The organism is Micromonospora lupini, assembly GCF_026342015.1.
GTDB classification, from domain to species: Bacteria; Actinomycetota; Actinomycetes; order Mycobacteriales; family Micromonosporaceae; genus Micromonospora; species Micromonospora lupini_B.
In genome coordinates this window covers 2,748,394-2,773,745 of record NZ_JAPENL010000002.1, presented here as the reverse complement: position 1 = coordinate 2,773,745, position 25,352 = coordinate 2,748,394, and the positions used below count along the sequence as shown (strand labels likewise).

At 73.7% G+C, this 25,352-nt stretch carries 17 protein-coding genes; 5 read left to right on the top strand and 12 right to left on the bottom strand.

What is annotated here, in order from left to right:
* Positions 1-4: 4 nt before the first annotated feature.
* Entirely contained in the window at positions 5-2,446 is a 2,442-nt protein-coding gene (locus OOJ91_RS27710; protein ID WP_439117132.1) for an EAL domain-containing protein, read from the bottom strand.
* 216 nt (positions 2,447-2,662) lie between these two features.
* Here OOJ91_RS27710 and OOJ91_RS27705 point away from each other — a divergent pair, with 216 nt between their 5' ends.
* On the top strand, positions 2,663-3,055 hold the full coding sequence (locus OOJ91_RS27705; protein ID WP_266249549.1) for a PH domain-containing protein: 393 nt from the start codon (positions 2,663-2,665) through the stop codon (positions 3,053-3,055).
* 91 nt (positions 3,056-3,146) lie between these two features.
* Here OOJ91_RS27705 and OOJ91_RS27700 read toward each other — a convergent pair whose 3' ends face one another.
* Positions 3,147-4,073, bottom strand: coding sequence for a 2-hydroxyacid dehydrogenase (locus OOJ91_RS27700; protein WP_266249548.1), 927 nt, complete (start codon positions 4,071-4,073; stop codon positions 3,147-3,149).
* A 187-nt stretch (positions 4,074-4,260) separates the two neighbouring features.
* Here OOJ91_RS27700 and OOJ91_RS27695 point away from each other — a divergent pair, with 187 nt between their 5' ends.
* The 3 genes from OOJ91_RS27695 to OOJ91_RS27685 all read left to right on the top strand — a co-directional run bounded on the left by OOJ91_RS27695 (position 4,261) and on the right by OOJ91_RS27685 (position 8,955).
* On the top strand, positions 4,261-6,078 hold the full coding sequence (locus tag OOJ91_RS27695; protein WP_266249547.1) for a SpoIIE family protein phosphatase: 1,818 nt from the start codon (positions 4,261-4,263) through the stop codon (positions 6,076-6,078).
* 71 nt (positions 6,079-6,149) lie between these two features.
* Positions 6,150-7,322, top strand: coding sequence for a PQQ-dependent sugar dehydrogenase (locus tag OOJ91_RS27690; RefSeq protein WP_266249546.1), 1,173 nt, complete (start codon positions 6,150-6,152; stop codon positions 7,320-7,322).
* A gap of 61 nt (positions 7,323-7,383) precedes the next feature.
* On the top strand, positions 7,384-8,955 hold the full coding sequence (locus tag OOJ91_RS27685; RefSeq protein ID WP_266249544.1) for a metallophosphoesterase: 1,572 nt from the start codon (positions 7,384-7,386) through the stop codon (positions 8,953-8,955).
* Between the two features lie 26 nt (positions 8,956-8,981).
* Here the strand turns inward: OOJ91_RS27685 and OOJ91_RS27680 are convergent, their stop codons facing one another.
* The 6 genes from OOJ91_RS27680 to ligA all read right to left on the bottom strand — a co-directional run bounded on the left by OOJ91_RS27680 (position 8,982) and on the right by ligA (position 20,161).
* Positions 8,982-11,339 carry a transketolase-like TK C-terminal-containing protein gene (locus OOJ91_RS27680; protein WP_266249542.1) on the bottom strand — a complete coding sequence of 786 codons (2,358 nt, stop codon included), beginning with the start codon at positions 11,337-11,339 and terminating at the stop codon, positions 8,982-8,984.
* 103 nt (positions 11,340-11,442) lie between these two features.
* Positions 11,443-12,942, bottom strand: a complete 1,500-nt coding sequence (gene gatB / locus OOJ91_RS27675; RefSeq protein WP_266249541.1) for an Asp-tRNA(Asn)/Glu-tRNA(Gln) amidotransferase subunit GatB — start codon at positions 12,940-12,942, stop codon at positions 11,443-11,445.
* Positions 12,943-12,955: 13 nt separating this feature from the next.
* A complete protein-coding gene (gene gatA, locus OOJ91_RS27670) occupies positions 12,956-14,431 on the bottom strand; it encodes an Asp-tRNA(Asn)/Glu-tRNA(Gln) amidotransferase subunit GatA (RefSeq protein WP_266249539.1) in 1,476 nt (491 codons plus the stop codon).
* On the bottom strand, positions 14,428-14,733 hold the full coding sequence (gene gatC / locus OOJ91_RS27665; protein WP_007456314.1) for an Asp-tRNA(Asn)/Glu-tRNA(Gln) amidotransferase subunit GatC: 306 nt from the start codon (positions 14,731-14,733) through the stop codon (positions 14,428-14,430). The genes gatA and gatC overlap by 4 nt, the downstream gene beginning before the upstream one ends.
* A 123-nt stretch (positions 14,734-14,856) precedes the next feature.
* A complete protein-coding gene (locus OOJ91_RS27660; RefSeq protein ID WP_266249535.1) occupies positions 14,857-17,832 on the bottom strand; it encodes an EAL domain-containing protein in 2,976 nt (991 codons plus the stop codon).
* A 193-nt stretch (positions 17,833-18,025) separates the two neighbouring features.
* Positions 18,026-20,161 carry an NAD-dependent DNA ligase LigA gene (ligA, locus tag OOJ91_RS27655; RefSeq protein ID WP_266249533.1) on the bottom strand — a complete coding sequence of 712 codons (2,136 nt, stop codon included), beginning with the start codon at positions 20,159-20,161 and terminating at the stop codon, positions 18,026-18,028.
* A 324-nt stretch (positions 20,162-20,485) separates the two neighbouring features.
* On the opposite strand from ligA, the gene OOJ91_RS27650 reads away from it, so the two are divergent.
* Entirely contained in the window at positions 20,486-21,085 is a 600-nt protein-coding gene (locus tag OOJ91_RS27650; RefSeq protein WP_266249532.1) for a type II toxin-antitoxin system PemK/MazF family toxin, read from the top strand.
* 336 nt (positions 21,086-21,421) lie between these two features.
* Here the strand turns inward: OOJ91_RS27650 and OOJ91_RS27645 are convergent, their stop codons facing one another.
* The 4 genes from OOJ91_RS27645 to mnmA all read right to left on the bottom strand — a co-directional run bounded on the left by OOJ91_RS27645 (position 21,422) and on the right by mnmA (position 25,076).
* The gene (locus tag OOJ91_RS27645; protein ID WP_266249530.1) at positions 21,422-22,432 is read right to left on the bottom strand and encodes an ADP-ribosylglycohydrolase family protein; all 1,011 of its coding nucleotides are present in this window, start codon (positions 22,430-22,432) and stop codon (positions 21,422-21,424) included.
* A gap of 30 nt (positions 22,433-22,462) precedes the next feature.
* Positions 22,463-22,834: a VOC family protein gene (locus OOJ91_RS27640; protein WP_266249528.1), complete on the bottom strand. Its 372-nt coding sequence runs from the start codon at positions 22,832-22,834 to the stop codon at positions 22,463-22,465.
* 37 nt (positions 22,835-22,871) lie between these two features.
* Positions 22,872-23,876 carry a methionine synthase gene (locus tag OOJ91_RS27635; RefSeq protein ID WP_266249526.1) on the bottom strand — a complete coding sequence of 335 codons (1,005 nt, stop codon included), beginning with the start codon at positions 23,874-23,876 and terminating at the stop codon, positions 22,872-22,874.
* Positions 23,877-24,002: 126 nt separating this feature from the next.
* Entirely contained in the window at positions 24,003-25,076 is a 1,074-nt protein-coding gene (mnmA, locus tag OOJ91_RS27630; RefSeq protein WP_266249524.1) for a tRNA 2-thiouridine(34) synthase MnmA, read from the bottom strand.
* Positions 25,077-25,352: the final 276 nt, after the last annotated feature.

Sequence of the window (25,352 nt, the reverse complement as noted above, 5' to 3'; positions counted from 1 at the left end):
CGGTTCAGCGGGACGCCGAGGGGAACTCCTCGAAGTACGCCTCGACCCGCTCGGCGGTGGCCGGACGGGCCAACGCGAAGCCCTGCCCGTAGCGGCAGCCGGCCCGACGCGCGCCCTCGACCTGGGTAGGTGACTCCAGCTCCTCGGCGACGATCTCCACGCCCAACCGCTCGCCCACGTTCACCACCACGTCGATAAGCGGCGGCTGCCCCGCCGGCTGCGCCCCCACCAGCTCGGGGCCCACCTTCAACAGGTCGATCGGCAGGCGGCGCAGCTGTGCCAGCGACGCGTGCTCGGCCCGGAAGTCGTCAAGCGCGGTGCGCACGCCCAGCGACCGCAGCCCCGCCAGACGGGCCACCACTGTCGACAGGTCGGGACCGATCCTCGGCTCGGCCACCTCCACCACCAGCCGCTCCGGCGGCACCCCGTACGCGGCCAGCACCGCCGCGGTGCGCTGCACGAAGTCGGGGGTGGTCAGCTCCCGGACGGTCACGTTGACAGCCATCCACAGCTCACGCGGGCCCGCCGACCAGGCGGCCAACTGCCGGCAGGCCCGGTCCAGCACCCACCACTCGAACTCGCCGACCAGATCCAGGTCCTCGGCGACCGGCAGCAACTCGGTCGGAAGCACAGTGCCGAGCACCGGGCTGCGCCAGCGCAACAGCGCCTCGGCACCCACCGGCTGCCTGTCGGTCAGGTCGAGCACCGGCTGGTAGACCAGGTCCAGCTCGCCCCGCGCCACCGCGCCGGGCAGCTCACGTTCCAGGTCGAGCCGGCGCACCAACTGCTCCTCCAGGAACGCGTCGTACCACTCGACCCGGTCCCGGCCCAGTTGCACCGCCCGCCGCCGGGCCAGCTCGGCCTGACGGAGCACGTCGGCCGGCCCGGCATCGCCGCTCACCTCGGCGAGCCCGATGCTCGCCTGCACGCGCAGCACCGACCCGGCCAGCTGGTACGGCGGCGTGAGCGCGGTCAACAGCCGGATGCCAAGCGCGTACGCAAGCACCGGTCCGGCGCCGGTGACCACCGCGAAGCCGGTCCCGGTGCAGGCGGTGACCAGGTCGTCGGGCCCGACGATCGCGCGGGCCCGCAGGACCGCCTCGGCAAGCACGTCCTCCCGCGCCACCGGGCCGAGCCCGTCCGCGCCGTGCAGCTCCACAAGCAGCAGCGCACCGGCCGGTGCGAGCACGTCGCCGATGGTGGCGAGGGCGTCCAGCCACGCCGCCCGGTCCCCGACCGAACCGGACCGGTGGTCGAACGTCGACCAGGCGACGCCCGCATCGGGCCACGCCGCGCCGACGCCGGTCGGGGTGCCGGCACCCGGGGGCCAGAGACCGTCGCCGCCGGGGGTGGTGGTCCCGCCGACGCCTGGCGGCCACCCTGCGGCGGCCGGGCTCTGGCCCGATGGGGGCGACACGGAGGTCGCGTCGGACCGCAGTGGTTGCGCCGCGCGTCGACGCCGGACCGCGCGGTCGGCGCGTCGGCGGTGCGCGGCGTGCCGCTCCGGGGCGCCCGCGTCGCCGCCGCGCAGCAGCTCCCGCAGGACCAGCGGCGGCACCGCCGCCAGGGCGAGCAGCACGCTCGTCCGGTCCGGAGTGCGGCCGGAGCCGACGTGCAGGCCCGCCGCGAGCAGCAGCACCGACGCCGGAAGCACCACCCGTGGCCAGGTCGCGGCGGGCGGGCCGGTCGCCGGCTGCGCGCCGGCCGCCGCCACCGCGGCGGTCGCGCCGAGCGCGGTCAGCAGCATCCCGAGCACCAGCGGCGGCACCGCCAGCAGCGCCGCCCGGCCCGTCGGCGCGGGCGGCAGGATCGTCAACAGCGCCAGCCCGACCAGGGTGAGCAGGACGCCGCCCCGGCAGATCGCGTCGCCCGAGCGCCGCCCGGCACCGGTGAAGGCGCTGAGCGCGGCCATGCCCAGCGCTCCGAGCGCCAGCGCCGCGACAAGCCGGGCCGGCGCAGGCAGGGAGTCGGACGGGAGTAGCAACCAGCCGGCGAGGGTCAGACCGACAGTCGGGCCGGTCGCCTCGACCAGCCCCCGCAGCCGCGCCGTCCGGGGCGGCCGGACCGGACGCCGACGCAGCCCGATCACGGACAGGACCGCCACGGTGAGCGAACCGAGCAGCGCGGCTGCGCGATGCCCGGCGTCGACGAGCGGCAGCGCGGCGGCGACGCAGCCGGCAGCCACCACCGCCGCGTCGAGCAGCACGGCCGCCGTCCGCCACGACGAGTCGGTGGACGGTGGGTCGCTGGGTCGGCGGTTGGCCAGCCGGGAGAGTCGTACGCCGGCGACTGTGGCGCCCGCGCCGCCGGACAACGCGATCACCACCGGGGTCGGGACCAGATCGGCGGCACCGGCGACGACGAGCAGCGCCACGGCCGTGGACACGGCGACCTCCGGGGCCGCCCGGCGGGGGACGAGAACACGGAACGGGTACGCGAGGAGCACGGCGGTCGCCTTCGTGAGGGGGCACGGGGCGGTGCGGCGGTGCGGGACGGCGGACGTTTGCTGGTCCACTGCCCAACAGTGGGAAACGACCGGCGACCAGATTGGTTACGCGTCGGTCACCGGAAGGAAGTAGTGACCCGTATCACTGTACGGCGTGCGGGCCTCGTGGCGCCGCCCGCCGCGACCCCCGCCGACCAGGGGTGGGATCATCGCAGGGTGAGTACGCCCGACACCGTCCGCTTCCGGTACAACCAGGCCATCCTGGCCGCCGCCGTCATCGCCTTCATCGGCGCCCTGCCGCTGGCCAACGCGCGGGCGTACCTGCTGCCGGTGCTGCTCGTCCCCCTCGCCGTCGGTGTGTGGGCCTGGCGGGCCGGTACCGACGCCGACCCCCGGGAACTGCGCCTGCGGGCGCTGTTCGGGCAACGTCGGATCGGCTGGGACCGGGTCGTCGAGCTGGCCACCGACGCGCGCGGGCGAGCCGTCGCCCGCCTCGACGACGGCCAGCAGGTCGGTCTTCCGGCGGTACGCGGCACCGACCTGCCCCGACTGGTCTCGGCCACCGGCCAGACACTGCCGGACGAGGCCGCCGAACCCCCCGGCCCGTAAGCCAGCAGGCCCCCGGCCCGCATCCGGCGAAACCCGACCCGGGACACCGCGACCCGGGACAGCGCGACCCGACCCGGGACCGCCCGGCCGATCAGTAGCCGTCGACCACCGTGTTGATCAGCGGTTCACCTGCGGCGAATCGTCGCACCTGGTCGCCGACCAGCCGGTACGCGCGCGGCACCAGCCCGTGCACCGACCCGGCCACGTGCGGGGTGAGCAGCACGTTCGGCATCGTCCACAGCGGAGAGTCGGCGGGAAGCGGCTCGGGGTCGGTGACGTCAAGCGCCGCCGAGATCCGGCCGGTGGCCAGTTCGGCGACGAGCGCCTCGGTGCGGGCCACCGGACCACGGGCCGCGTTGACGAGCAGCGCACCGTCGGGCATCGCGGCCAGGAAGTCCTCGTCGATCAGGCCACGGGTCCGGTCGGTGAGCGGCACCAGCACCACCACCACGTCGGCGTCGGGCAGCAGCCGGGGCAGCTCCGCGACGGCGTGCACCCCCTGCTCGGGCCGGGCCGACCGGGCGACCAGGGTGAAGCTCACCTCGAACGGCGCGAGCCGGTCCCGTACCGCGGTGCCGATCGAGCCGGCCCCGACGATCAGCACCCGCTTGCCGGTCAGCTCGTCGGTCGGCGCGTGGCCGTCGTACGCCCACCGCCGCTCGGCCTGCGCGCGGGCGAAGGCGGGGAAGGCCCGCAGCTGGGCCAGGATCGCGGTGACCACCCACTCGGCGGTGGACGGGTCGTGCACGCCCCGGGCATCGCAGAGCGTGACCCCGTCCGGCATCCGGCCGACCCAGGCGTCCGCCCCGGCGGAGAGCAACTGCACCGCCTCCAGGTCGGGCAGCTCGCCCAGCAGCGCTGTCGCGTCCGACCCGCTCAGGAACGGCGGTACCCAGAAACGGACGTCGGCCGGGGAGGACGGCAACCGGTCGGCGTGCTCGGCGACCTCCACCGTCACGCCCGGGGGCAGCTCGCCGACGAGGTTCAGGCCGGCCTGATGCGGAATCCATACCTTCACGTCCGCCGACGATAGCCGCCGGCACGACTGCAGGTGCGCGCACGGCGGCGATCCGGCGGCACGGGGGATGGCGCGCGGCGGCGGGGCGGGCGAGACTCGGCACACCGATGTTCGGTCCCGGCCATGACGAGGTATAACCAAGGGTCGGAGGGCCGGTCGGGCCTCCGACCCGGCAGACAGGTGCTCGATGACCGACGGCTCCCCCGCCAACGCGCGACGTTCGATCGCCCCACCTCCGGCGCTCGGCGACGCGGCGCGGTTGCGTGCGCTCTCCGAGACGGGCCTGGACGCCGCCCCGGACGAGGCGTTCGACAGGTTCGCCCGACTGGTGAGTGACCTCTTGGAGGTCCCGGTCGCGCTGGTCTCCCTGGTCTCCGCCGACCGCCAGTTCTTCCCGGGCGCGGTGGGTCTGCCGGAGCCGTGGTCGCAGCGGCGGCAGACCCCGCTGAGCCACTCGTTCTGCCAGCACGTGGTGGACATCGAGGCGCCGATGGTGCTGCCGGATGCCCGGCTCTATCCCCGCGTCCGCGACAACCTGGCCATCGACGACCTCGGCGTCGTCGCGTACGCCGGGATGCCGTTGACCGACCTGTCCGGCCGGGTGCTCGGCTCGCTGTGCGCCATCGACAACAAGCCCCGGGCGTGGACCGCCGGGCAACTGCGGACGCTCGCCGACCTCGCCGCCGCCTGCTCGTCGGAGCTGCGACTGCGGATCGCGCTCGACGGCGCGCAGGAGGCGCGTCGGCGGATCGTCCGGGCGCACCAGCGGTTGGAGCTGCTGGCCGGTGTGAGTGAGACGCTCGCCGGCACGCTTGACGTGGGCACGTCGCTGCGCCGGCTCTCCGCCACCATGGTGCCGCTGCTCGCCGACTGGTGCCTGCTCACCCTGGTCGGGCCGTCCGGGCAGCCCCGCGAGGTGGTCGCGGTGCACCGCGACCCGGCCCGGACGCCGGACGTCGACAGGTTCGCCGAGCTGCTGCGTACGGGGCTGAGCCAGGATTCCATCATCCGGGCGGTGCTGCGCACCGGCCAGCCGCGGCTCGGCGGCGTGGCGTCGCTCGCCGACGTGGCCCGCGGCACCACCGACCCGGAGATGTCGGCGATCGCCGAGCGGCTGGGCATCGCCTCCTACCTCAGCGTCCCGGTACGGGCCGTCGGAGGCACCGTGCTGGGCGCGATCACCCTGGTCAACGGCCCCGACCGTCAGCAGTTCGACGACCGTGACCTGCTCACCGCCGTGGACATCGGCCGCCGGGCCGGGCAGTCCGTCGGCAACAGCTCGATGTACGGGGAGCAGCGGCACGTCGCCGAGGTCCTGCAACACAGCATGTTGCCGCGGCTTCCGCTGGTGACGGAGCTGGAGCTGACGGCCCGCTACCAGCCGGCGGCCGACCGGGTGGAGGTGGGCGGCGACTGGTACGACGCCTTCGTGCAGCCCGACGGTGACCTGATCGCGGCGATCGGGGACGTGGCCGGGCACGACATCGAGGCGGCGGCGACCATGGGCCAGCTGCGCAACCTGGTGCGCGGCAACGCGTTCGGCCGCCCCGACGCGGTCGGGGCGCTGATGACCCACCTGGACAGCGCGATCCGTGGCCTGCGACTGCCCATCGCGGCCACCGCGACGCTTGTGCGCATCTGTGCCCAACGCTCAGGCGTCCGCGAGGTGACCTGGTGCAACGCCGGGCACCCGCCGGCCCTGGTGGTGCGCGCCGGCGGTGCGGTGGAGGTCCTCCAAGCGACGCCGGAGCCGTTGCTCGGCCTGGCCCGACCGTCGGTACGCACCAGCCACTCGACGAGCCTGGCCACCGGCGACACGCTGCTGCTCTACACCGACGGGCTGATCGAGCGTCGAGACCGGTCCATCGACGACGGGCTCGCCGAGCTGGTGCAGCGGTTGACCGGCACCGACACCGTGCCCCTCGACGACCTGTGTGACCTGCTGCTCGCGTCGATCCAGCATCGCGAGGACGACACGGCGCTGCTGGCCGTCCGGGCCCGCTGAGCGGTTCCGGCGCGAGCCGGGGCTCATCCGTCGGGCCCGACCGGGCCGTCCGGCGGGCTACGCTGGGCCGGGTGAGAGCCCGTCCCCCGTACCCTCGCGTCCGCCGCCTCCGGGTGGTCCTCGCGGCGTCCTGCGCGGCGCTGCTGCTCGCCACGGGTTGCAGCTTCGGCGAGCCCGAGCCCGACCCGGCGGGTGAGCCGCCCAACCTGCCGACCCCGTCGGCGCCGGCGAGCCCCGGCGGCGCGGGCCAGCAGGCGGTGGCGACAGTTCTGGCCAAGGGGCTGCGGGTGCCGTGGGCCATCGCGTTCCTGCCCGACGGCGGCGCGCTTGTCACCGAACGGGACAGCGGCCGGATTCTCCAGGTCGGTCCGGAGTCCGGCCCGGACGGGTTGCGGGTCCGGGTCGTGCAGACGATCAGCGACGTGGCGGCGGCGGGCGAGGGCGGCCTGCTCGGCATCGCCGTCTCCCCCGGCTACGCCCGGGACCGGACGGTCTTCGTCTACTACACGGCCGAGCAGGACAACCGTGTCGCCCGCCTGCAACTAGGCGGTCAACCCACAGCGATCCTCACCGGCATCCCGAAGGCGAACGTGCACAACGGCGGCGGGTTGGGCTTCGGCCCGGACGGGCAGCTCTACGTCAGCACGGGCGACGCGGGCGAGCGCCCCAACGCGCAGAACACGAAGAGCCTCGGCGGCAAGATCCTGCGGATCACCGCCGACGGCAAGCCCGCGCCGGGCAACCCGTACCCCGGCTCCCCGGTCTGGTCGCTGGGTCACCGCAACGTGCAGGGCTTCGCCTGGGACGACGCAAAGCGGATGTACGCCGTGGAGTTCGGCCAGAACACCTGGGACGAGATCAACCAGATCACCAAGGGCGGCAACTACGGCTGGCCTGAGGTCGAGGGGCGGGCCGGCAACAAGCGGTACACCGACCCGATCACGCAGTGGGCGACCTCGGACGCGTCCTGCTCCGGGCTGGCCGCGACGGACCGGTTGCTTGTCACCGGCTGCCTGCGCGGCAAGCGGCTCTGGGTGATGGAGCTGACCGACACCGGCACGCTGCTCGGACAGCCCAGCGAGCTGCTCACCAACAGGTACGGCCGGCTGCGCGCGGTGGCCGCCGCGCCGGACGGATCGCTGTGGGTGAGCACCTCCAACCACGACGGGCGGGGTGATCCGGCGGCCGACGACGACCGCCTCCTGCGGGTGGTCTTCGCGGGCGGCGACGGCGGTCGCAGCTGACAGGCGTCACCTTCCACGCAGGTTTGCCAAGATCTTCCGACGGGCAGGTCAGAATCTCAGCATGGACGGGCAACGCGACGAGCAGCACGACGACGCCGAGGACCGGGGCGACCCGGTGACCGGCGGCGAGCCGTCGCGCCCGGCGGGCCGGCGTATCGGCCGGCCCGGTGGACCGGTGCGGCGTACGGGTGTGATCCTCGCCGTGCTCGCGGTGGCCCTGGCCGGGGCGGTGCTCGGGGTGCTGGCCGGTGGTCGGGTGAACACCGACATCGGGCCGTTCCGCGCCAACCTCACCCTCTCCCCGGCGAGCGACGGCGGGACGACAATCGACGTGCCACCGCTCGGCGCACTGCTGCTCGACAGCCACAGCGGGCCGACCCACCTCACCGTGCGGCTGGGCGCGCTGGACCAGGGGCGCACCGAGGCGCTGCTCGACGACCCGGCGAGCATCAGCCGCGCCAGCCAGAGCGCCGTGGAGGACGTCCGCTCCGGGGTGATGCGGCTGGGCCTGCGCACCCTCGGATCAGCGGTCCTGGTCACCCTCATCCTGGCTGGGTTGATCTTCCGCAACGTGCGGCGTACCGCCTGGGCGGGCGGACTGTCGCTGCTGGTCACCGCCGGCAGCCTCGGCACGGCCGCCGCGACCCTGCGACCGCAGGCGATCGAGGAGCCGCGCTACGAGGGCCTGCTTGTCAACGCGCCGGCCATCGTCGGCGACGCCCGCCGCATCGCCAACGACTACACCAAGTACGCCGAGCAGCTGCAACGCATCGTCGGCAACGTCAGCCAGCTCTACACGACGGTGTCGGCCCTGCCGGTGCTGGAGCCGGCACCCGGCACCACCCGGGTCCTGCACGTCTCCGACATGCACCTCAACCCGACCGGCTGGCAGTTGATCCGCACGGTGGTGGAGCAGTTCGGCATCGACGTGGTCATCGACACCGGTGACATCACCGACTGGGGCAGTGAGCCGGAGGCGTCCTTCGTCGGCTCGATCAGCCTGCTCAAGAAGCCGTACGTGTTCATCCGGGGCAACCACGACTCGGGCAAGACAGCCGCGGCGGTGGCCCGCCAGCCGAACGCGATAGTGCTGAACAACTCGACCACCACTGTCGCCGGACTGACCATCGCCGGCATCGGCGACCCGCGCTTCACCCCGGACAAGAACACCTCCCCGGCCGGCAGCGGACTGACCCAGGAGGTGGCCGACCAGGTGATCGGCGTCGGTGACCAGCTCGCCGCGACGGTGCGCAGCTCCCCGCGGCCGGTGAACATCGCGCTGGTACACGACCCGGCGTCGGCCGGGCCGCTCGCCGGGACCTGCCCGCTGGTGCTGGCCGGGCACACCCACGCCCGGCAGGTCTCCAAGCTGCCGCAGGCGGCCGGTCAGCAACCCACAGCCCTGTTCGTGGAGGGCTCGACAGGTGGGGCCGGGCTGCGCGGCCTGGAGGGTGAGAAGCCGACCCCGCTGTCGATGACAGTGCTCTACTTCGACCAGCAGAAGATGCTCCAGGCGTACGACGACATCACCGTCGGCGGCACCGGCCAGGCCCAGGTCAACCTGGAACGCCACATCGTGCAGGACCCGAACGCCGGCACGCCCGCCTCGGTCACCCCCACCCCGACCCGCTGAGCGCGGGCCGGGGCGTGCGGGGCGGGTCAGCGTAGGGCGAGCGCGGCCAGGGCGGCGTTGACGATGCTGCCGGGCAGCAGGTCGTGCAGCTCGTACAGGTCGGCCACACTGCCGGACTGGCCGAACTCGTCCACCCCGAGCGGCACCGCCGGGGCGCCGAGGGCCGACCCGAGCCAGGCCATCGCGTGCGACGCCGCGTCGTGCACCGTCACCACCGGCACCCGGTCGGCGAACGCGGACCGCAGCGCGCCCGGCACGCTTGGCACTGTCGCCGTCCGTACGCCCTGGCGCAGGGTGCGCTGCCACGCCCGGTACAGCCGGTCCAGCGAGGTCACGTCCACCACGTGCGCGGCGACGCCCTCCTCGGCCAGCTCCGCCGCGGCGGCCAGCGTCTCGGGCAGCACCGCGCCGGAGGCGGCCAGTTGCACCACCGGGGCGTCGACCAGGTGCGGGTACGCCTGGTGCGCGTCGACCAGCCGGTACGCCCCGGCGACGACCTGTCGGCGCAGCACCGCGTCACCGAGGCGGGCGCGGGCCGCCTCGAACGGCGCCTGGTCCAGCGGTCGGGTGCTCAACCGGAAGTAGTACGCGCCGTCCTCGGTCGGCGCTGCCGTCGCGGCCGGGGCCGCCCCGCCCGCGATCTGCCCGAGCGCGTCGCAGAGCAGCCAGTCGAGGCTGCCCGCGTACGCCGGTTCGAGGAAGGTCACCCCGGGCAGCTCCAGGCCGACCGAGGCGGTGATCGTGGACTGGTGGGCGCCGCCCTCGGGAGCGAGGGTGATGCCGGACGGGGTGCCGGCCACCACGAACCGCGAGCCGGAGTACGTCCCGTACAGGAACGCGTCGAGGCCGCGCAGCACGAACGGGTCGTAGACCGTGCCCACCGGCAGCAACGGCTGCCCGGACAGGTCCCAGGACAGGCCGAGCTGGCCGAGCAGCAGGAACAGGTTCATCTCCGAGATACCCAGCTCGATGTGCTGCCCGGCGGGGCTCTCGGTCCAGCGCAGCATCCGGTCCTCGGTCCAGGAACGCTGCTCGGTGGGCGCGAACACCCCGGTCTTGTTGATGAACCCGGCGAGGTTCGTGGAGGTCGCCACGTCCGGGGCGGTGGTCACCAGGTAGCGGCCCACCTCCCGGTCCCGCGCCAGGTCCACCAGCACCCGACCGAAGACCTCCTGCGTGGAGATCGGCTTGTTGGCGCGTACTCCCGTGCTCTCCGGAACGGTGACCCCGAGCGCGCGCTCGCGCGGCGCGCGGGACAGCGCCTCGCGGCGGGCGCCGGCCCGGATGCCGGCGGGTGACGCCGGGTCGAGGCGGTCCCACTCGGTCTCGGCCGTCAGGCCCTGCGCGGCCCGCAGCGCGTCGACCTGCTCGGTGCTGAGCAGCGCCGAGTGGTTGCGCGGATTGCCGGCGATGGGCAGACCCCAACCCTTCACGGTGTACGCGAAGACGACGCTGGGCTGGTCGGTGACCGCGTCGCACTGGGCGTACGCGTCGAGCATCGCCTGCAGGTCGTGCCCACCCAGGTCGGTGACGAGCGGGCGCAGCTCCTCGTCGTCGATGCCCTCGGTGAAGGCGCCCACCTCGGTCGGCGCGCCGTCCAGGAACTGCTTGCGCAGCGCCGGCCCGGTCAACCCGAACAGCGACTGGTACTGCTCGTTGGGCATCGCGTCGATCCAGTCGCGCAGCGCCTCGCCGCCGGGCCGGGCGTACGCCTCGGCGAGCCGACGGCCGTACTTGACCTCCACGACGTGCCAACCGGCCGCCTCGAACTGACCGCGCCACTGGTTGATCCGGATGCCGGGCACCACCCGGTCCAGGGACTGCCTGTTGAAGTCGACGAGCCACATGACGTTGCCCAGCCCGGTGGTGGCCGGGTCGGCGACCGCCTCCCAGATGTTGCCCTCGTCCAGCTCGGCGTCGCCGATGAGCGCCACGAACCGGGAGTGCGGACGGGCGCCGAAGTGCGCGTCGACGTAGCGGCGGGTGGCGGCGGCGAAGAGCGGCGCCGCCGCGCCCAGACCCACCGAACCGGTGGAGAAGTCCACCTCGTCGGGGTCCTTGGTGCGCGACGGGTACGACTGGAGACCGCCCCGGGCCCGCAGCCGGGGCAGGTACGAGCGGTCCAGGTTGCCCAGCAGGTACTGGATGGCGTGGAACACCGGCGAGGCGTGCGGCTTGACGGCGACGCGGTCCTCGGCGTCCAGGTGGGCGAACCACAGGGCTGTCATCGCCGTGACGAGGGATGCGCTTGACGCCTGGTGGCCGCCGACCTTGACCCCGTCGCCGGTGGCCCGGTCGTGGTTGGCGGCGTCCACGATCCGGGTGGCGAGCCAGAGCACCCGCCGCTGGATCTCGTCGAGGACATCAAGGTCGTGCTGGTTCACTGTGACTCCATCCGGGCGTCGCCGTTGACGCCCTCGCGAGGGGATGCGGTGCACGGCGAACACCGCTGGCGCGTCCCGCGCCAGCGGTGTTCGATCGGACGGATCAGCCCTGGACGCCGAGGCGTTCCAGGATCAGCTCACGGAGCGTCTTCGCGTCGGCCTGACCACGGGTGGTCTTCATGACCGCGCCGACGAGGGCGCCGACAGCCGCGACCTTGCCACTACGGATCTTGTCGGCGATGCCGGGGTTGGCGGCGATCGCCTCGTCCACGGCGACGGTGAGCGCGCCGGTGTCCGACACGACCTCCAGGCCCCGGCTGGTCATGATCTCGGTGGGTGAGCCCTCACCGTCGACCACGCCCTCCAGCACCGTACGGGCCATCTTGTCGTTGAGCTTGCCCGCGTCGACAAGGCCCTGCAGCTCGGCGACCTGCGCGGGGGTGGCCCCGATGTCGGCCAGCTCCACGCCGCTCTCGTTGGCCCGACGGGACAGCTCACCAAGCCACCACTTGCGGGCCGCCGCCGGGGTGGTGCCGGCGGCCACGGTGGCCTCGATCAGCTCGACCGCGCCGGCGTTGAGCACCGACTGCATGTCCAGGTCCGACAGGCCCCACTGCTCCTGCAGACGACGCCTGTGCACGCGGGGCAGCTCCGGCAGGGCGGCCTTCAGCTCGGCGACCCAGACCGGGTCCGGTGCGACAGGCACCAGGTCCGGCTCCGGGAAGTACCTGTAGTCGGTGGCCGTCTCCTTCGAGCGCCCCGGCGTGGTGTCGCCGGTGTCCTCGTGGAAGTGCCGCGTCTCCTGGGTGATCCGGCCGCCCGCATCCAGCACCGACGCCTGCCGCAGCATCTCCGAACGGACCGCCCGCTCCACCGACCGCAACGAGTTGACGTTCTTGGTCTCGGTGCGGGTGCCCCACTCCTGACCCGGCAGGTTGAGCGAGGTGTTCACGTCACAGCGCAGCGAACCCTCCTCCATCCGCACGTCCGAGACGCCGAGCGTGCGGATCACGTCCCGCAGCTCGGTGACGTACGCGCGGGCCACGTCGGGAGCCAGCGCACCGGTGCCCGGGATGGGCTTGGTGACGATCTCGACGAGCGGGATGCCGGCCCGGTTGTAGTCGACGAGCGACTCGGTCGCGCCGTGGATGCGGCCGGTGGCGCCACCGACGTGCAACGTCTTGCCGGTGTCCTCCTCCAGGTGCACCCGCTCGATCTCGATCCGCACCGTCTCGCCGCCCACCTCGACGTCCAGGTACCCGTCGACGCAGATCGGCTCGTCGTACTGGCTGATCTGGAAGTTCTTCGGCATGTCCGGGTAGAAGTAGTTCTTCCGGGCGAAGCGGCACCACTCGGCGATCGAGCAGTTCAGCGCGAGGCCGATCCGGATGATCGCCTCGATGGCTGCCTTGTTGGCCACCGGCAGCGACCCCGGCAGCCCCAGGCAGACCGGGCAGACCCGGGTGTTCGGCTCGCCGCCGAAGTCCGTCGGGCAGCCGCACCACATCTTGGTGTTCGTCCCCAGCTCGACGTGGGTCTCCAGGCCGATCACCGGTTCGTAGCGCGCGACGACCTCGTCGTACGCGGGCAGCGTCGTCGTCATCTGGGCTCCTGCCTCACAGTGCCGGTGGGGTGAACGTGCCGACCGCGGACTCCAGCGCGGCGGCGACCCGGTACATCCGGTCGTCGGCCATCGTCGGGGCCATCACCTGCAGGCCGACGGGCAGCCCCTCGGAGAGACCGCAGGGCACCGAGATGCCCGGCCCGCCGTACAGGTTCGTCGGAATGGTGAACAGGTCGGCCAGGTACATCTGGTACGGGTCGGCGGTGCGCGCGCCGATCGGGAAGGCCGTGAACGGGGTGGTCGGCGAGATCAACGCGTCGACCCGCTCGAACGCGGCAGTGAAGTCCCGGGTGATAAGCGTACGGACCTTCTGCGCCTGCCCGTAGTACGCGTCGTAGTAACCCGACGACAACGCGTACGTGCCGAGCATGATGCGACGCTTCACCTCGGGGCCGAAGCCGGCCTCGCGGGTCAGCGACATGACCTCCTCCAACGACCGGTTGCCGTCGTCGCCGACGCGCAGGCCGAACCGGACACCGTCGAACCGGGCCAGGTTTGAGGAGCACTCGCTCGGGGCGATCAGGTAGTACGCCGGCAACGCGTACGCGAACGTCGGGCAGGAGATCTCCACGACCTCGGCGCCCATCTTGGTAAGCGCGTCCACCGACTCGCGGAACGCGGCCATCACGCCCGGCTCGGCGCCCTCGCCGACGAACTCGCTGACGATGCCGAGCCGCACGCCGGTCAGGTCACCTGTCGCGCCCAGCTTCGCCGCCGCCACCACGTCCGGCACCGGCTGCGGGATCGAGGTGGAGTCGCGCGGGTCGTGCCCGCCGATCACCTGGTGCAGCAGGGCCGCGTCGAGCACCGTACGGGCACACGGGCCGGGCGTGTCCAGCGACGACGAGAAGGCGACAAGCCCGTAGCGGGAGGTGCCGCCGTAGGTGGGCTTCGCGCCCACGGTGCCGGTGACCGCTCCGGGCTGGCGGATCGAGCCGCCGGTGTCCGAGCCGATCGCCAGCGGCGCCTCGTACGCGGCAAGCGCGGCCGCGCTGCCGCCACCCGAGCCGCCCGGGATCCGGCTCAGGTCCCACGGGTTGTGCGTCGGCCCGTACGCCGAGTATTCCGTGGAGGAGCCCATCGCGAACTCGTCCATGTTCGTCTTGCCGAGCATCACCGTGCCGGCCGCGCGCAACCGCTGCACGATCGTCGCGTCGTACGGCGGGCGCCAGCCCTCCAGGATCTTCGACCCCACGGTTGTCGGTACGCCACGGGTGGCGAGCACGTCCTTCACCGCGACCGGCACACCGGCCAGGGGGCCCAACTCCTCGCCGGCGGCCCGGCGCTCGTCCACCGAGCGGGCCGCGGCGAGCGCGCCGTCGGTGTCGACGTGCAGGAAGGCGTGCACCTGCTCGTCGACCGCGGCGATCCGGTCCAGGTGCGCCCGGGTCACCTCGACGGCGGAGGTCTCGCCGCCGGCGACAAGCGCGGCGATCTCCGTCGCGGTCATTCGCGTCAGATCGGTCATGAGGCCACATCCTCGGTCAGGATCCGCGGTACGCGGAACCGCTGGTCCTCGGCGTCCGGCGCGCCCGACAGCGCCTCCTGCGGAGTCAGGCACGGCGTGACGACGTCCTCGCGGAAGATGTTGGTGAGCGGCACCGAGTGCGAGGTCGGCGGGATGTCCGCGGCGGCGACCTCACCGACCTGGGCGACCGCCTGGAGGATCACGTCGAGCTGGCCGGCGAAGGTGTCCAGCTCCTCCTCGGTGACGGCGAGCCGCGACAGGCGCGCCAGGTGCGCGACCTCCTCGCGGGAGATGGCGGCCATCCGTGCCCCCTTCTGATGTCCTGCTGGTCGGGCGGTCTGCCGGCCGCGCGACGCGAGCAGTGTGACGCGCGGTGACCGGAGCGAGTCTATTGTTCCGCCCCCTCCGCCGGCTGCTCGGGTGGGTCAGCGGATCGAACGGCGGCCGGCCTCCGGCTCCGGGCCACCCGTCGGGCGGACCGGCCGGTAGCGGGCCAGCCAGGTGACCAGCTCCTCGGCGGGCATCGGGCGGGCGTAGAACCAGCCCTGGGCGGCGTCGCAGCCGGCGGCGTACAACATCCGCCACGTCCGCTCGTCCTCCACGCCCTCGGCGACCACCCGCAGCCCCAGCGCGCCCGCCAACTCGATCATCGACCGGACGATCGCCGCGTCGTCGGCGTCCTCGGCCATGCCGAGCACGAACGACCGGTCCACCTTCACCTCGGACAGCGGAAGGCGGCGCAGGTGTTGCAGCGACGAGTATCCGGTGCCGAAGTCGTCAAGCGCGATGGCCACCCCGATGCGGTGCAGCCGGGAGATCGTGGCCAGCACCCGGCGCGGATCGGCCATCAGCGCACCCTCGGTGATCTCCAGTTGCAGCCGCTCGGCCGGTACCCCGTAGCGGGCGAGCCGGTCGGCGATCTGGTCGGCGATCTCGCCGGTGTGCAGGTCCCGCACGCTGACGTTGAGCGCCGCACGCAGCCCGATGCCGGCCGCCGACCACTTGGCGAGCTGCTCCACCACGTCGTCCACGACCCGCCGGGTGAGCAGCCGCATCACCGCGCTCTGCTCGGCGACCCGGATCAACTCCTCCGGGTCGACCATGCCCCGGCGCGGGTGCCGCCACCGCAGCAGGGCCTCGACGCCCACGACCTCGCCTGTCGCGATGGCGATCTGCGGCTGGTAGTACATGGTGATCTCACCGGCGTCGTCGACCGACTCGCCGTCGTCGCGTACCCATCCGGTCGGCTCGATCGCCTGGTCCTCCGGAACCGCCATGGCGGCGTGCGCCGGACGGCCGTCGCTCGGCGGGGGCACCGCCCCGCCGTTCGGCGATCGCCGCCCCTGGCCGCCGGCACGCAGGCCCCGCGACGGGCCGGGGCGGGTGCCGGGGATCGTCGCGCGGCTGTTGCGGCCCCGGATCGGGTCGGCGCCGGTGGCGATCCGGTTGATCAGCTCGTCGGCGTGCACCAGGTCGCCGCCGGCCCGCCGCCGGCGACCCCACCACCGCCCGCCGGCCGGCGGCGCCGCGGCGATCACCGGCGCGCCGCCCGGATGCGGCGCAACCTCGGCCGTCGCCGGAGTGGGCAGCGCCGCACCGTCACCGCCGCGCACCTCGGCCTCCGCAGCGAGGGGTACGTCTGCCGTCCGCTCGGACTCCCCCGCCTCGCCACGGCCGACGTTGGCCTGGTCGGCGCGGCCGGCGTTGGCACGGTTGGCGTGGCCGACGTGCTCGGCGTTGGCGTGGCCGGCGTTGGCGTGCTCGGCGTGGCCGGCGTTGGCGTGCTCGGCGTTGGCGTGCTCGGCGTTGGCGTGCTCGGCGTGGCTGGCGTGCTCGGCGTGGCCGGCGTTGGCGTGCTCGGCGTTGGCGTGGCCGGCGTTTGCGTGGCCGGCGTGCTCGGCGTTGGCGTGCTCGGCGTGGCCGGCGTGCTCGGCGTTTGCGTGGCCGGCGTGCTCGGCGTTTGCGTGGCCGGCGTGCTCGGCGTTTGCGTGGCCGGCATGCTCGGCTTGGCCGGCGTGCTCGGTGTGGCGGGCGCGGCCGGCGTGCTCGGCTTGGCTCTGCGGTGGCGCGGGGTCGAGCGGGCCGGCGGCCGACGGGCCGGACTCCAGCACCCGGCGGAGGTCGGCGAGGAGACCGAGACGCTCGGCCGAGTTGTGGTCCGACTCGGGGGCGTACACGGCGACCGTGTCGTTGCGGTGCTTGGCGTCGTACATCGCCACGTCGGCGTGCCGCATCAGGGTGGCGAAGTCCTCCCCGTGCTCCGGGAAGAGGGCGATCCCGATGGAGCCGCCGACGTCCAACGGCAGTCCGTCCAACGGCACCGGCTCGGCCAACGCCCCGACGACCCGGTCGGCCAGCTCACGTGCCTGGCCCACGTCGGTCAGCCCTGTCATCACGATCGCGAACTCGTCCCCACCGAGCCGGGCGATCATCTGCGGCCGAGGTTCCACGTCGGTGAGCCGGGCGCTGACCTCCACCAACAACCGGTCGCCCACCGCGTGCCCGAGCGCGTCGTTGACGTTCTTGAAGCGGTCCAGGTCGATGAGCAGCAGGGCCAGGCGCCCTCCGGGCTCGCCGCGGGCGGCCCGCTCGGCGTGCAGGTGCACCTGCTCGGCCACCTCGGCCAGCAACGCCTTACGGTTGGGCAACCCGGTCAGCGGGTCGGCGGCGGCGAGGTGCTGCTGCTCGACGGTCAGCCGGGCCATCCGGTACACGGCGAAGAGCGGCACCAGCACCAGCGGGATCAGCGCCGCGCTGAGACGGGCGGCGGCGACCAGCACCGGGGCGAGCAGCAGCAGCGAGCCGGTGGAGAGCAGCTCGAAACCGATGCCCTGACGGACGGTGGGCCACCAGCGGTCGCCGAAGCGCAGCCGCACCGCCCAGCTCACCAGGCCGTAGTTCACGACGAACCAGGCCAGCGTCGCCCCGCCAACGGCGACCACGTCGGTGACGTGCAGACGACCGCCGGAGAAGACGGGGCCCGGCCCGAGCTGGATGACGCCGTACGCGGCGGCGAGGGCGCAGGCGTACTGGCCGACGTTGAACGCGGTCCGCCACGCGGCGTGGCGCATCCGCCAACCGGAGACGATCACCCCGACGGCCTGCACCGCCACCGCCGGGCCGAGCCCCCAACCGAGCAGGATCGCGAAGGTGAAACAGGTGGACGGGAAGACCGCCGAGGTCTGCCGTCGCCCCGGCGGCACGAACGGGCGCGCGTCGCAGACCACCGCGAGGGCGGCCATCGTCCAGAACGCCACCGGCAGCCGGGGCAACTCGTCGGGGAGCGTCGTGAGTGGACCCGCGGCGGTCAGTGCCGCGACCACCAGGATGCCGACGACGAAGGCGGCGATCGGCGTCACCCGCCCCGGTGGGACGGAGTTGCGCGGGTCGGCGACCTCCATCACACCTCCCGACCGACTGTCGACGTGCCGAGTGAGCACGCCGTGCCCCAATGAAACGCCCTCAGCCCCGGGTTTCCCGGTATGACAGTCACGAATCGGTCGTAGTCGTAATTAAGTTGGTATACGCGACGGGTTGCCGCGTCGGCGTGGCCGGCGGTCAGGCGGTGCTGCCGAGCCGGGCGTGCGGCGGCGGTCAGCCCTCCACCCGGGCGACCTCCCGTGCGGCGTCCGGACCCGCGTCCAACAACACCCGGAACCCGTCCTCGTCGAGCACCGGCACCTTGAGGCTGGCCGCCTTGTCGGCCTTGGACCCCGGATTGTCCCCCACGACGACGAAGCTCGTCTTCTTGGAGACCGACCCGCTGACCTTGCCGCCCCTGGTCTGCACGGCCTCGGCGGCCTGGTCCCGGGAGAAGCCGGCGAGGGTGCCGGTCACCACGACTGTCAACCCCTCCAGCGGGCGCGGGCCCTCGTCCACGGCCTCCTCGGCCATCCGTACGCCCGCCTCGGCCCACTTGCGGACCACCTCGCGGTGCCAGTCGACGGCGAACCACTCGCGGATGCTCGCCGCGATTGTCGGCCCGACCCCGTCGACCGAGGACAGCTCCTCCTCGCTCGCGGCGTCGATCGCCTCCATCGAGCGGAAGTGCCGGGCCAACGCCTGCGCGGCGGTGGGGCCGACGTGCCGGATGGAGAGCGCCACAAGCACCCGCCACAGGTCACGTTCCCGGGCGACGGCCAGATTGTCGAGGAGCTTTACCGCGTTGCTGCCGAGGGTGCCGTCCTTGTTGACGAAGAACGGCGACCGGGACAGCTGGTCGGCATCGAGCTGGAAGAGATCACCCTCGTCGGCGATGATCTCCGCGTCCAGCAGTGCCGCCGCGCCCTTGTAGCCCAGCACCTCGATGTCGAACGCGCCACGACCGGCGAGGTGGAACACCCGCTCGCGGAGCTGGGCGGGGCAACTGCGGGTGTTGGGGCACCGGATGTCGACATCGCCCTCCTTCGAGGGCGCGAGCGGGGTGCCGCAGGCCGGGCAGGTGGTCGGCATGACGAACGGGCGGGCGTCGGCGGGCCGCAGGTCGACCACCGGGCCGAGCACCTCGGGAATCACGTCGCCGGCCTTGCGCAGCACCACCGTGTCGCCGATCAACACGCCCTTGCGCTCGACCTCGCGGGCGTTGTGCAAAGTGGCGAGCGCGACTGTGGAGCCGGCCACCCGCACCGGTTCGAGGACGGCGAACGGCGTGACCCGACCCGTACGCCCCACGTTGACGTCGATGTCGAGCAGCTTGGTGGTGACCTCCTCCGGCGGGTACTTGAAGGCGATCGCCCAACGTGGGGCACGGCTGGTGGAGCCCAGGCGACCCTGGATGGAGACCGGGTCGACCTTGACCACCACACCGTCGATCTCATGCTCGACGTCGTGCCGGTGCTCGGCGTAGTAGGCGATGTACTCCGCCACGCCGGCCAGGTCCGGGACGACCCGCCACCTGTCGCTCGTCGGCAGCCCCCACGCCTTCAGCGCCGCGTACGACTCCGACTGCGCCGTCGGCTGGAACCCTCGGCGGGCGCCGATGCCGTGCACGACGAGGCGCAGCGGTCGGGAGGCGGTGACCCGGGGGTCCTTCTGCCGGAGGCTGCCGGCGGCGGCGTTGCGTGGGTTGGCGAACGGCGCCCGCCCCTGCTCGACCAGGCTCGCGTTGAGGTCGGCGAATGCGGCCACCGGGAAGTAGATCTCGCCCCGGACCTCCAGCAGCTCGGGCACCGTCGGGAACTCGGCGGACGGCGCGAGCTGCCCGGGCACGTCCCGAATGCTGCGCACGTTGGCGGTGACGTCCTCGCCGGTGCGGCCGTCACCACGGGTGGCCGCACGAACCAGCCGGCCGGCCTCGTAGGTCAGGTTGATCGCCAGGCCGTCGACCTTCAACTCGCAGAGGTAGGGCGCCGGCCCGCCCGCGTCCCGCTCGACCCGCTCGGCCCAGGCTGCCAGCTCCTCGTCGGCGAAGGCGTTGTCGAGCGAGAGCATCCGCTCCGCGTGCGTGACCGGGGTGAAGTCGGTGGAGAAGGTGCCACCCACCCGCTGGGTCGGCGAATCCGGCGTTCGCAGCGCCGGGAACTCCTCCTCCAACGCCTCCAACTCGCGCAACTGCTTGTCGAACTCGGCGTCGGTGATGATCGGCGAGTCCAGCACGTAGTAGCGGTATTGATGCTCGGTCAGCTCACGGCTGAGGGTGGCGTGCCGCTCCCGCGCCTGCGGCGTCGGCTCCGCGCCGGCCGCCGCCTCCTGAGCCGGGCTGACCTGTTGACCGATCTGCTCCTCGGACACCCCGCCACCTTCGGACACGCCTGCGACCTCCCTGATCACGCTACTAAGGCACGGTATCGGTCCGGGGTGACAATCCGCCGCCCACCTGCGCCACCGGTGACGCCCCGCGCAACCCGTACCCGTGCCGCCCCGGGGCCGCCGAACGGCAATCGACGCCGGACTCGCCGGCCGCTGATCGACTCCAGGTCGCCGACATGGGGGTGTCCGCGCGCCCTGATGCCCCCACATCGGCGATGTGGAGTCGATCAGCTCCCGTCGGCCCGCAGGCGGGAGAGTCTGGCCGCGCGGGCGGCGGTGTCGTCGGCGGGCGGAAGGGGCGGTGACGTGCGACGATCGCCGGACGAGGCGGCCCCGGGCCGCACTGACGCGGAGGTGGCGATGACCGAGGCGTTGCTCTGGGCGGCGGCGATCCTGCTGACGGTTGCCGCCGGCTGGGCATGGAACAGCTGGCGGCACCGGGCGAACAGCCGACGCTCGGCCGACCGACCGGCTCGCGGGGCCCCGACCCGCACGGGTGGTCGCCGTCCCGCGCCGCCGAGGCCACGCGGCACCGATCGACCGACCACCGCGCCGCGCTCCCGCGACACCGATCGCGCGACCGCCACGCCGACGGCAGGCGAGATCTGGTGGGCCGACGTGCCGTACGCCGACGGCAGCGGCTCGAAGGTCCGGCCCTGCCTGGTGCTGCGCGCCGACTCCCGGGGCGCCGACGTCCTGAAGATCACCAGCCAGGACAAGAGCGACCGGGACGACCACGTCCGGATCCCCACCCGAGACTGGGATCCCGACGCCGAGCACGACAGCTACCTGAGCCTGACCGAGCCGACTCGGATCAGCTCGGCCGACTTCGCCGACCGCGCCGGCCGCTGCGACGCCGACCTGTGGCGAAAGGTCCGCAACCTGCGCCACCTCCCCACCAGCTGACAACGAGCCACGCGCCGGGGGCCGGGCCTGAGCCATGATCCACTCGGGTTCCAGGAATCCGGGGCATCCGCCGACCAGCAACACCGCGACTTCCAGGAATCCGAGTGGATCACCGCCAGGCCGCGCCGGGCAGGCCGAGCCGAGCCAGGCCGAGCCGAACGGGCCAGGCCGAACGGGCCGGGCCAGGCCGAACGGACCGAGCCAGGCCGAACGGACCGAGCCAGGCCGAACGGACCGAGCCAGGCCGAACGGGCCGAGCCAGGCCGAACGGGCCGAGCCAGGCCGAACGGGCCGAGCCAGGTCTGAGCGGGCCGGGCCGGGCCGGGGGACGGTGGGTCAGTCCCAGGCCGCGCCGAGGGTGGCGAGCTGGTCGGCGTACTCGATGCGGTGGGCCCATTCGGGCGGCCAGGCGGCCATCCCGGTGGCCGCGCCCACGAAGGCGCCGGCCAGGGCGGCGATCGAGTCGGAGTCGCCGGCGGTGGTCGCGCCCCGGGCCAGGGCCGCGACCGGGTCGTCGGCATGACGTACGGCGCAGAACAGCGCCGTGGCCAGCGCCTCCTCGGCCACCCAGCCCTCACCGGTGGCCCGGCACGGGTCGCCGCCGTCGTCCGGCTCGCCGAGAGCGATGGTCAGTCGGCGCAGCGCGGCCAGGCACTCGTCCCAGCCTGCGGCGATGAAGTCGGCTGGAGACGAGGAGCCGGCGCGCTGCCAGAGATCACCCAGCCACCGCTCCCGGTAGATCAGGCGCTGGGCGAGCGCCCGCTCGGCGAGCAAGGCGGGTAGCTCAGGCAGTGTGGCGCCCGCGCGCAGCGCGAAGGCCGCGTACGCGGTGAGCTCGCTGGCCGCCAACCCGGTCGGGTGGCCGTGGGTCAGTCCGGCCTGCAACTGGGCCAGCCCGGCCAGCGTGTCGAGGTCGGTGTCGAGCAACCCCACAGGCGTCACGCGCATGTTGGCGCCGCAGCCCTTCGAGTCGGCGACAGTCGCCTCCTGCCAGGGCAGCCCTCGGCCCAGGTCGGCGCAGGCGCGCAGGCAGGTCATCCCGGGGGCGCGGTTGTTGTCCGGGCTGACCGCCCAGGCCAGGAAGCGCCGCCGCAGCAGCGGCTCCACCATCTCCGGTGTCAGCGACGGCGCCTCGTGCAGCGCCCAACCCACCGCCAGCGCCATCTGGGTGTCGTCGGTGACCAGCGCCGGCTCGCCGGCCAGCTCACGCGGGCCGGTCGAGCCGTAGCGGCGCTGGATCTCGGCGACGGTCAGGAACTCGGTGGGCTTGCCCAGGGCGTCGCCGTAGGCGAGGCCGAAGAGCGAACCGGATGCGCGCAGCGGGGAGGAGTGGATCACGGCGGCCATGATGCCGGGCCGCCGCAACCCACGCCATGCTCAGTCCCAGCAGAGGCAGAACGGATGGCCGGCCGGATCGGCGTAGACCCGGAAGCCCTCGCCCTCGCCGGGCAGCCGCCGAGCACCGAGCGCCAGCGCCGCCTTCTCCGCGCTCTCGATGTCGTCCACAGTCACATCCAGGTGGAACTGCTGCGGGCGCTCCGGGTCGGGCCAGGCCGGCGGCCGCAGGTTGAGCGCCCGCTGGAACGCCAGCCGGGGCTGGTGACCGGGCGGGCCGCCAAGCACCACCCACTCGTCGTCGCCCTCGCCCTCGCCCTCGACCAGGGGGATGTCGAGCAGCTCGGAGTAGAACGCCGCCAACGCCCGCGGGTCGGGGCAGTCGATCACCACTGAACGTAGCTGTCCAATCATGACCGTCATCCTGCCCCGCAGGTACGACAGGAAAACGTCACTCCTCGGTGAACCGGCGGCCGGCGTCCCGGCACGCCGCGAGCACCGCCCGGGCGTACTGCGGGGTGGCGCCGGCCAGGCCGCAGGCCGGGGTGACGACCACCTGCTCGGCGAGCTGGCGGCGGGGAAAGCCGAGGCGGTCCCAGATCTGGCGTACCCGGTCGGCGATCTGCGCGGAGGTCGGTGCGCCACCGGCCGACGGCGGCCGGGTCGGCGCGGCGCCGGCCAGCAGCCCGAGGCCCGCGTCGATGGCTTCGCCCAGCGGGTCCAGCTCGGTGACCAGGTCGAGGTCGAGGGCGACCGCGACGGCGCCGGTGGAGCGGATCAGCTCCAGCGGCACCTGCGGGGCGCAGCAGTGCACCACGGTGGGTACGCCCACCGCGTCGACGACAGTGCGCAGCAGGGCGGCCGCGTCGGCCGAATCCACCGCCCGGTACGCGCCCAGCCCGCTCTCGGTGGGCACCCTCCCGGCCAGCACGGTCGGCAGCGACGGCTCGTCCAGTTGCAGCAGCACCGACGCCCCCGGTAGCCGCCGGGCGACCGCCGCGACGTGCCCGCGCAGCCCTTCGGCGAGGGAGCCGGTGAGGTCGCGGACGGCGCCGGGGTCACGCAGCAGTCGGCCGCCGATCGGCAGCTCCAGGGAGGCGGCCAGGGTGAGTGGGCCGCCGGCCTGCACCTTGATCGGGCCGGCGTACCCCTCCGCCTGCTCGGCGAGCTGGTCCAGGTCGCGTTCCATCAGGTCGCGGGCCCGGCGCAGGTCACGGCCGGACCGGGGCGCGACCCGCCACCGCCCGGCGTACAGCTCGACGGGCAGCTCGACAAGCAGCCCGGCGCTCCGGCCGATCAGGTCGGCTCCGGGGCCGCGCCCCGGCAGCTCGGGCAGGTGCGGCAGCTCGGGAAGCTCACCGAGGACCACCCGCTGGGCCTCGGCGATGTCGGTGCCGGGCAGCGAGCCGATACCGGTCGCCGCGCCGGCCGGCCAGGGCCACGCCTGATCTGTCACGGCGGAAGGCTATCCCGCTGGAAGCGCCGGCCGCTCGGCGACCGCGCACCGCCGGCGCGCCGGTCCCGCGATGCCCGCGCCCCGGCCCCCCGCTGACCGCGATCCGGCCGCTCGGCGACCGCGCGGTCAGCCGGTGATGGTCGCGGAGCCGAGGACGATGTCGCCGGCCGGGTCCGGACGGTACGCGACCACGGCCTGACCGGCGGCGACACCGCGGACCGGCCGACGCAGCTCGGCGTGCAGCGTGTCGCCGTCGAGGTCGACGGTCGCTGGTACCACGTCACCGTGCGCGCGCAACTGCACCTCGCACTCGACAGGCGCGGTCGGTCGGGGGCTACCGGTCCACACCGGGCGGGTGGCCCGCACCCTCGACACCTCCAGCGCCTCGGCCGGGCCGACAGTCACCGTGTTGGTCTTCGGCGTGATGGAGAGCACGTAGCGTGGCCGACCGTCGGGCGCGGGTCGGTCCAGGTGCAGACCGCGACGCTGACCCACCGTGTACGCGTACGCGCCTGTGTGACTGCCGACCACCGCGCCGGTGCTCGCGTCGACGACGTCGCCGGGCGCCTCGCCGAGCCGGCCGGCGAGGAAGCCACGGGTGTCCCCGTCGGCGATGAAGCAGATGTCGTGCGAGTCAGGCTTGTCGGCCACCGCCAGGCCGCGCTCGGCGGCCTCCGCGCGGACGTGCGCCTTCGTCGAGTCGCCGAGCGGGAACATCGACCGGTCGAGCTGCTCGCGGGTGAGGACCGCCAGCACGTACGACTGGTCCTTGGCCATGTCGACACTGCGGCGCAGCAGCCCGTCCGGGCCGAGGCGGGCGTGGTGGCCGGTGACCACCGCGTCGAAGCCCAGGGCCACCGCCCGGTCCAGCACCGCCGCGAACTTGATCTTCTCGTTGCAGCGCAGGCAGGGGTTAGGGGTACGACCAGCGGCGTACTCGGCCACGAAGTCGTCGACCACGTCCTCGTGGAAGCGGTCGGCCATGTCCCACACGTAGAACGGAATGCCGATCACGTCGGCGGCCCGGCGGGCGTCCCGGGAGTCCTCCAGGGTGCAGCAGCCGCGCGCCCCGGTCCGGTACGTCTGCGGGTTGCGTGCCAGCGCCAGGTGCACGCCTGTCACGTCGTGCCCCGCCGCCACCGCCCGCGCCGCCGCCACGGCCGAGTCCACCCCGCCCGACATCGCCGCCAGAACCCTCACCAGCACACCCCCCTGCCCACAGGCCCGGCCCCAACCCTATCCACCACGCCGCTGAACCCCCATCCCCATCCCAGCCAAGCCCGCGCCCCCGCACCAACCCACGCGCGCAGGCCCGACGCACCGCGTCGATCATGAAGTTATCGCCACGACACGCCGATCTGCGGGGCAGTAACTTCATGATCGGCGCGGGCGCGGGCGCGGGCGCGGGCGCCGGCCGGGCGGGGGCCGGGCGGGGGCCGGGGGGCGCGGGGACGCCGGGGGCCGGGGTTGGGGTTG